The sequence below is a fragment of the Nostoc sp. ChiSLP03a genome, from assembly GCF_034531215.2.
Classification (GTDB): domain Bacteria; phylum Cyanobacteriota; class Cyanobacteriia; order Cyanobacteriales; family Nostocaceae; genus Nostoc.
This window is the reverse complement of record NZ_JAVRBQ020000077.1, coordinates 110,919-117,610: the sequence shown is the minus strand read 5'-3', so window position 1 is coordinate 117,610 and position 6,692 is coordinate 110,919. Positions and strand designations below refer to the sequence as shown.

Below are 6,692 nucleotides of genomic sequence, written 5' to 3'. Positions count from 1 at the left end.
AGTGGGTTGGAGTTTTTTTAATATTGTTGGTGGTGTAGCTTGGCGAAATGCACCACAATAGTGCATGGTCATAACTGCTTTGAAAGCCCAATGGTCTGATGGAACATCAGTAAAAGGATTTGGTAAAGTTTGGGCAAGATTTTGAACGCAAGCATTCACAACTTGATTTGATGTTGCTGGAGCTTCAGTTACAGGTTCTTGAGATTTCGCAGGAGTAACAAAGCTAGTAGTCGCTAGTACTACGAGTGTAGCTAAAATTTTGTACTTCATAACTTGAGTTTTCTAGAGATGGCATTTAACCCTATCTTAGTTTGCAGACAGCAGTCCAGGAACTAGAATAATTTTGCCTAGATGAAGTGTTAGCGGTACTTAAATAAAAATTTGGCTTGGGAGACGATGCCGAAGCAATAGCTAGTTTATGTAATCTTTTTTACTGCTTAATTTTGTGCGGTAATCATCAATTATTTGGTGAGAATAACCGAATTTACAGGACTTATAACCATACTTATTATAAATACATAAGCACAAAACCAAGTGCAAAAAAAATTAAACAAGAAATGAATTTGTCTGAGAAAGAGTTATGGCACTAATTCGTTACAATCCCTGGCAAGAATTGAACGCTCAGTTAAGTCACATCAATGGCTTACTTGGAGATACCAGAGTCCCATCTGCACGGTTTGAAAAAGGCTTTATCAGAGTTCCTGCTGCTGAACTACAAGAAACTGATGATGCTATTCATCTCAAGTTAGAACTACCAGGACTGGAAGTTAAAGACTTAGATATTCAAGTCACCCAAAATGCTGTTCGCATTAGCGGTGAGCGCAAGTCCCAAACTACAACCGAAAACAATGGCACTACCAAGAGCGAATTCTACTATGGTAAATTCCAACGTGTAATTCCTCTATCTGCTAAGGTTCAAAATACCAATGTCACCGCAGATTATAAAGACGGTATCTTGAATTTGACACTGCCCAAGTCCGAGCAAGAAAAGAACAAAGTTGTCAAGGTTAATCTTGAACTTCCTACCGCCTAATTGGTTGTAAAGCAACTACTCTACCGACAATAATTGATTGAGATGCTAAAAGCCCAGTTATGAAATGACTGGGCTTTTTTGTATTGCAAAAGAGTTACAGAATAAACAATGTAGCAATTTGTGGTAAAACAATTAGAGCTTTCAAAAGAAATAAGCTTTCACAAATGACAATACTGCCGCAATGTAACCAAACACATACCTTGCAAAAACTAGATAGATTTTTGCGTCAACCATTTCAAAAAACTTTCTGGGGAATTGTTTGTTTAATAGTTCTGTTTGGTGTTGGTTTGGTGTCTGTAAACGCGGTACAGCCATTACGTGAGCCTCATCTGTGGCAAGTTTATCAGCAGTCGCTCAAAAAAGCCAAATATGTTGACTTGACTCATACAATCGCTCCTTCAATTCCTGTATGGTCAGGTTTTGGCCTTTTGCGATCGCATCAGTGGGTTCGGGTGTACTGGGTCTTTTGCCGTATTTGGCTTTGCGTGAACCTAATCAACAATTTTCTGGACAAAAGGATGCTTTTTTGAATCTGCTGGATTCTCGCATTTATGGTATTATCTTAACTTTCAGCACAGTTGTCTTGCTTGTCTATGGTTTTGCTTTTGGTAATTGGGGAGATTATGTGCAGCAGTTCCAGAGCGATCGCTTTATCAATGGCATGAGCTTGGCATTTTGCCTATTTTATGTTTTATTTCCTATTATTATTGGTGATGATATGGCTCGTCGGCGTTTCCCTAATGCCCAGGTATTTTTAGCAGTGGTGTTTGTTCCCTTACTTGGTTCTCTTGCTTATCTTTGCCTGCGCCCGCCACTGGTGTCATCAACTACTCGTGAAGAATCATTCATAGCTAATCGGTAAATATCGGCATTTTTCAATTAGTTCTCGCTCATCAAGATTGGATGGAATGGGCGATCGCTTAGTTGACTTTAAGAGGATGTCTGAGAAGTATTAAATATTTCTCTTGATCCCCCCTAGCCCCCCTTTTTAAGGGGGATTTAGGGGGATCTACAGGTCTCAAATCCGACACCAAAAAGTTTTCAGACATCCTCTAAGAAGCTCTTAACTAATTCGCCTAGCCAATGACTTTTGATACCAATTTGAAAAATGATTGCGACAGATGGAAAACTGAAACATTTATCCAATGGATGTTTCACAATTCAAAATCTAAAATCTAAAATCTAAAATGGTATGAGAATCCCATAGTCAACAATTTGAATTTAGCAGACTGGTAGTGTTTTAACAAACATCCCCATACTGCTTTTTGTCCTCAGCTAAGTCAATCATAGGAGTTGGTAATCTTGAAATAGTTAACTGTAACGCTTGCATTTGAGGAAAATCGCGCTCAATAATTTCGATAGCTTTTCTTTGACTCTCTTGATTTTTAGCGATCAGTTGTGCAGTGCCATCGCCCTGAGAACCCACACCTTTTCCTCCGAAGATATAAGGCTTAAGAGGCTCGTGATCGAGAAGCAGATGCAGCTTTTTTGCAGTTAATTGCTCAGGACAAGCCGGAATTACGTGCCGATCAAATTCTGTTTGGGCTTTTGTCATTAAAGCTCCAAGAAGTTGGGCATCTGCTCTTTGTATTGCTTCAACTGCTGCCTGAGTAATTTCAGAGCTAATATAACCAAAATATTTTTGGACATTTTGCTGTATTGGATTAATAGCAAAAGGATAACACTGATTCAATTTATGTAGTATTTCTTGTGTGTTTTTGCTGCCGCCAAGATCGACAATTACAAGAAACAAATCCTCACTAACTTGAAGGGAGAGCAGATCGATTTCTTCACCATCAAATATCATCAATATTGGGCGATTTCCATAAGCACAAGCCTGATCCATACGACCACAAAGGCTAGGAGTGGTTCTTTCTCCCAGGTAGGCAAACTCCATTTCTGAACGAATTGTCATCTTCAAGTCATACAGACGATTAAAAGCCCTTGCAATCAAAACGCAAAAGGCAGCACTCGAAGATAATCCCTTTTGGATGGGTAAGTCGGTTAGATAATTATCAACCTCAAGTCCGCCAACATCATAGTGAGTCAGAATTTGATATGCTGTACCAGCCGCATAACTAAAAAAACCGCCCTCTGCCGCTATGCATTTCAGGGTATTAGATTCCATAGGTAATCTCAGAGGTTCATAAACCCTACCATCATTAATAGAAGTACGAATAATTAACTCAGTAGGATTAGGCAAGACATCGGCATAAATTCCTTGATTAGTACCAACAATTAAGGTGTAGCCCTTTTCGAGCAGAGGATTAACACTGCGATATTCTCCTGCCCAATCGCTGTGTTCTCCGAACAAACAAAGACGCCCTGGAACAAAAATTCTCATTTAAAGCTCTCACACGATCGCAATATATTTCTGCCCGATCTCCATCTTTACAACTCACTCAACACCCCATCACCAGCAACCATATTTTTGGCATAAGGAGTTGCAAGCCAAGGAAGAAGCTCAAAACCGCAGATGCCGTCTATGATACGTTGGCTGATGCTGACTTCTAAACTTTGTAATGCCAACTTCAAGATTATTCGTTTTTTGCGTAAAGCACGAAAATTGAGGTGAATAGTATTATATAACGGAATGGCACTAAGAAAACCTATAAAGTATGCGGGATAAGGCTTATACCTTTTAAAGCCAGATAGCAGAGTAATGGCATGAGCAAGGCGAAGGTCAACCGTTAACCGTCATCAATTAATACAAATACCCATCTTCCATATGAATAATGCGATCGGCAATATCAAGGATGCGGTTATCATGAGTGACTAGCAAGATTGCACAACCTTGGTTTTTTGCAAGTTATTGCATCAATTCAACAACATCGCATCCACTATTTTTATCTAAAGAAGCAGTTGGTTCATCAGCAAGAACTACTCTTGGTTGACTAATCAAAGCCCTAGCGATCGCAACTCTTTGTTTTTGTCCCAAGATTTAGGGTTGAGTATGCCACAATTAGCTCTGGCTTGGGTACTACGAGATGAGCGTGTGTCTTCAGCAATTATTGGTGCTAGCCGTCCAGAACAAATTGTTGCGGCTGCATCAGGAGTACAGCTAGATGCGGATGTACTGGCAGCGATTGACCAAATACTGGCATCGGTTGTTCAAAGGTAAGGAAAGTAGCTAGTTGTCAGAGCGAACCCAAAAGTTTTGTTGTCTTGGTGTCAAAAATATACCTTGAGATGAGCAGCATTGCGCGTAGCTCGTTTCCACACCAACAATAGACTACATGATGGCGATCGCTTATTTGAGGGATCTGAAGCTGGGGATAGCTAAAAAATTTTAAATGCCTAGGAAGAGGTGTCCAAAAGCACAAACTTCAAAGACGGCTAAAAAATTGGTGTTGCTAGATTCGCATGATGGATAATGATACCATGCACAGTATCATGCATCAAATCCATTAAAAATAGGAACTCACAATACTGAATTTATAGCAGCGATATGGCACGAATCTTATACTTTGCACAGCGTTCACCTTACGCTCGGAAAGTGAGAATTGTCCTGAACGAAAAGCAGCTAACTTACGAACCCAAAGAAACAGACATTAACAATAAACCTCCAGAATTTCTGAGTTTATCTCCCATCGGGAAAGTTCCGGTATTAGTGGATGAAAATGGTCTCGTTTTTTGGGATTCAACGCTGATTGTGGAGTATCTAGACGAGACTTATCCTCAGCCGAGTTTTTATCCAGGCTCGCGCATTGAGCGTTTGTACTGTCGTCAGGGGGAAGAGTTAGCAGACAGTTTAATAGACAATGTTGTGGGATTGTGGTACGAAACCCGTAAAGGAAATCAAGCTGATTTTGACACTCAAGCTAAATATCAGTCCAGCATTAATCGCATTTTAGGTGTTTTTGAGCAAAAGTTGACTACCTCAGCCTACCTATTAAATGAAACTCTAAGCGCTGTTGATGTGGCAGCTATATCGGGGTTGGGTTACTACAGCCTCAGATTTGGCCATAATTGGCAGCAAAAGTATCCTAAATTGAGGCAATGGTTTGAGGTATTACATCAACGTCAATCGGTTTACTCTACCATGCCAAAAGCATAAAGCAATTTAGCTGACTTTATTACTTGAGTTTTTGGAAGACATCGTAGCTATTATATTCACCTATTCAAGCTCCTAAATTTATTTATGGAGATTGTAATTTTGAATGCGTGAATGCGTGAATGCGTGAATTCGAGCGAAGCGAGTGACTTCCGCAATATTAGACCTGAATCCTTACTTACGTTTATGATTATGTCACTACTGCGATCGCTGCTGCATTTTTGGGCATCATTTTAAAGTAGCGTTTACTGAATACAGCCATATTTAAAAGATTTGGTTGCCCAAAGAAAAAATCAGTTGATCGCATTGCCTAACCCTAAATTATGCTGATTTTGGAACAAGCTCTTGCCTACATCGCCACAGATGCTCGTAATAGTGGCGCTGACCTCGTTGTTGGGATTAAAACTTATGTTTATCAGTTAGGTAGCGGGATTATCGAGTCTCTGGCCATCGGCACTGCTGTCAAAAAGCTGCCAGGAATTACCACTCACTCCAGTACTTTAATACCACAAGCAATTATTTCAGATCGAGATACCTTTGTAAACGCTGCTGAAGGGACTCTCATGACCAAATTAAATCAACCTTCATAAAATCGATTTTACTGGAAAAAATAAAACTCGCCCCAGTTTTTATTCAGGACGAGTCTTATTCCAAATCAACTTTCAAATCAAGAGCGTCAAATTGTTTTGTTTAATGTTTACGTCTGATTTTTAGGTGATTGACTGAAGAATAGTAGATTGAGCTATCTTCTTTCTGTTCTAACTGGACTTCTTGTATCAATATCCAGCGATTGCGCCACTCGTCTTTGAAGGGAATTTTTCCAATACTTTCCAAATTCATACTCTCCTTACCAAATCAAGCTTTTGGTTTGAACCTGTAGGCTTAACTGCACTGTATTGGATCGTAACTTTAGTTTTTAACGTCTTCCTGTAGAAGTTCAGGTGCAGGAAAATCTGGCAAACCTTCTGTAGATTCATTAAACTGGATATCTTCTGGCCAATCGTCAGGATTTTGGTAAAGCCATTCTAGGTTCGCTATAACTTTCTTAGTATCCCAATCCCACCACCGCAGTTTCAGCAGACGTTCAATTGTTTCAGGTCGGAATCGAGAGCGGATGACCTTGGCTGGGTTGCCTACAGCAACCGTATAATCAGGGATATTACTGGCAACAACTGTCTGAGATCCGATGACTGCTCCGTTGCCAATCTTAACTCCTGATAAGATGGTTGCACCATAGCCAATCCATACATCATTCCCAATTGAAGTAGTCCCCTTGTGGCGTACTTCGTTACGCCGATCTGCAAACTCGGTTTGAGAGTGAGGGAAGAACAGACGAAATGGATAAGTCGTTGCTCTAGTAATATGATGCTCTCCGCCACCGAAGATAGTAATATCTTTTGCTAAAGAGCAGTACTTACCAATCTCAATTCTCTCATCAGGAAACCACAATGCAAAAGTAATCGAGTTGTCACAGGCAGTATATTCTCCAACACTCACTCGACTATCTTTAATTGTGGATGCTAACCATAAAAGCGGAGCTTTGTAGGTATGATAAGCCATAGCTAAATTCCTTTATTTAGACTTACGCACTCTATAGATATATCC

The 6,692-nt window shown here is 40.0% G+C and carries 10 protein-coding genes and 1 pseudogene; 5 read left to right on the top strand and 6 right to left on the bottom strand.

Annotation, left to right across the window (positions count from 1 at the left end; all coding sequences use genetic code 11):
- The coding region (locus RMY32_RS13340) for an S-layer protein (RefSeq protein ID WP_322714478.1) at positions 1-270 on the bottom strand (270 nt) is incomplete at its 3' end.
- Between the two features lie 310 nt (positions 271-580).
- Here RMY32_RS13340 and RMY32_RS13335 point away from each other — a divergent pair.
- Both RMY32_RS13335 and RMY32_RS13330 read left to right on the top strand, forming a co-directional pair.
- Complete coding sequence (locus RMY32_RS13335; RefSeq protein ID WP_322714477.1) at positions 581-1,033, top strand: Hsp20/alpha crystallin family protein; 453 nt, start codon at positions 581-583, stop codon at positions 1,031-1,033.
- Positions 1,034-1,442: 409 nt separating this feature from the next.
- Positions 1,443-1,895 carry a hypothetical protein gene (locus tag RMY32_RS13330; protein WP_322714476.1) on the top strand — a complete coding sequence of 151 codons (453 nt, stop codon included), beginning with the start codon at positions 1,443-1,445 and terminating at the stop codon, positions 1,893-1,895.
- Positions 1,896-2,273: 378 nt separating this feature from the next.
- On the opposite strand, the gene RMY32_RS13325 is transcribed toward RMY32_RS13330, so the two are convergent.
- The 3 genes and pseudogenes from RMY32_RS13325 to RMY32_RS13315 all read right to left on the bottom strand — a co-directional run.
- Positions 2,274-3,377, bottom strand: a complete 1,104-nt coding sequence (locus RMY32_RS13325; protein ID WP_322714475.1) for a GHMP kinase — start codon at positions 3,375-3,377, stop codon at positions 2,274-2,276.
- A 47-nt stretch (positions 3,378-3,424) separates the two neighbouring features.
- Positions 3,425-3,568, bottom strand: a complete 144-nt coding sequence (locus RMY32_RS13320; RefSeq protein WP_322714474.1) for a hypothetical protein — start codon at positions 3,566-3,568, stop codon at positions 3,425-3,427.
- Positions 3,569-3,737: 169 nt separating this feature from the next.
- Positions 3,738-3,968: pseudogene (locus RMY32_RS13315) on the bottom strand (ATP-binding cassette domain-containing protein); the annotation flags it as partial.
- A gap of 18 nt (positions 3,969-3,986) precedes the next feature.
- On the opposite strand from RMY32_RS13315, the gene RMY32_RS13310 reads away from it, so the two are divergent.
- The 3 genes from RMY32_RS13310 (at position 3,987) to RMY32_RS13300 (ending at position 5,677) form a co-directional block, all read left to right on the top strand.
- Positions 3,987-4,154 (top strand): aldo/keto reductase, encoded by a 168-nt coding sequence (locus RMY32_RS13310; protein WP_322714473.1) that lies wholly within the window; start codon positions 3,987-3,989, stop codon positions 4,152-4,154.
- Between the two features lie 327 nt (positions 4,155-4,481).
- Positions 4,482-5,090, top strand: a complete 609-nt coding sequence (locus tag RMY32_RS13305) for a glutathione S-transferase family protein (RefSeq protein WP_322714472.1) — start codon at positions 4,482-4,484, stop codon at positions 5,088-5,090.
- Positions 5,091-5,410: 320 nt separating this feature from the next.
- The gene (locus RMY32_RS13300) at positions 5,411-5,677 is read left to right on the top strand and encodes a heavy metal-binding domain-containing protein (protein ID WP_322714471.1); all 267 of its coding nucleotides are present in this window, start codon (positions 5,411-5,413) and stop codon (positions 5,675-5,677) included.
- A 100-nt stretch (positions 5,678-5,777) separates the two neighbouring features.
- Here RMY32_RS13300 and RMY32_RS13295 read toward each other — a convergent pair whose 3' ends face one another.
- Both RMY32_RS13295 and RMY32_RS13290 read right to left on the bottom strand, forming a co-directional pair.
- Entirely contained in the window at positions 5,778-5,927 is a 150-nt protein-coding gene (locus RMY32_RS13295) for a hypothetical protein (RefSeq protein ID WP_322714470.1), read from the bottom strand.
- A 69-nt stretch (positions 5,928-5,996) separates the two neighbouring features.
- On the bottom strand, positions 5,997-6,647 hold the full coding sequence (locus RMY32_RS13290) for a CatB-related O-acetyltransferase (protein WP_322714469.1): 651 nt from the start codon (positions 6,645-6,647) through the stop codon (positions 5,997-5,999).
- Between the last annotated feature and the right edge of the window lie 45 nt (positions 6,648-6,692).

Bases quoted from the DNA above. Each gene is read 5' to 3' on its own strand.
- RMY32_RS13335 (WP_322714477.1), top strand. From the start codon at position 581: ATGGCACTAATTCGTTACAATCCCTGGCAAGAATTGAACGCTCAGTTA.
- RMY32_RS13330 (WP_322714476.1), top strand. From the start codon at position 1,443: ATGGTCAGGTTTTGGCCTTTTGCGATCGCATCAGTGGGTTCGGGTGTA.
- RMY32_RS13310 (WP_322714473.1), top strand. From the start codon at position 3,987: ATGCCACAATTAGCTCTGGCTTGGGTACTACGAGATGAGCGTGTGTCT.
- RMY32_RS13300 (WP_322714471.1), top strand. From the start codon at position 5,411: ATGCTGATTTTGGAACAAGCTCTTGCCTACATCGCCACAGATGCTCGT.
- RMY32_RS13295 (WP_322714470.1), bottom strand. From the start codon at position 5,927: ATGAATTTGGAAAGTATTGGAAAAATTCCCTTCAAAGACGAGTGGCGC.
- RMY32_RS13325 (WP_322714475.1), bottom strand. From the start codon at position 3,377: ATGAGAATTTTTGTTCCAGGGCGTCTTTGTTTGTTCGGAGAACACAGC.
- RMY32_RS13305 (WP_322714472.1), top strand. From the start codon at position 4,482: ATGGCACGAATCTTATACTTTGCACAGCGTTCACCTTACGCTCGGAAA.
- RMY32_RS13290 (WP_322714469.1), bottom strand. From the start codon at position 6,647: ATGGCTTATCATACCTACAAAGCTCCGCTTTTATGGTTAGCATCCACA.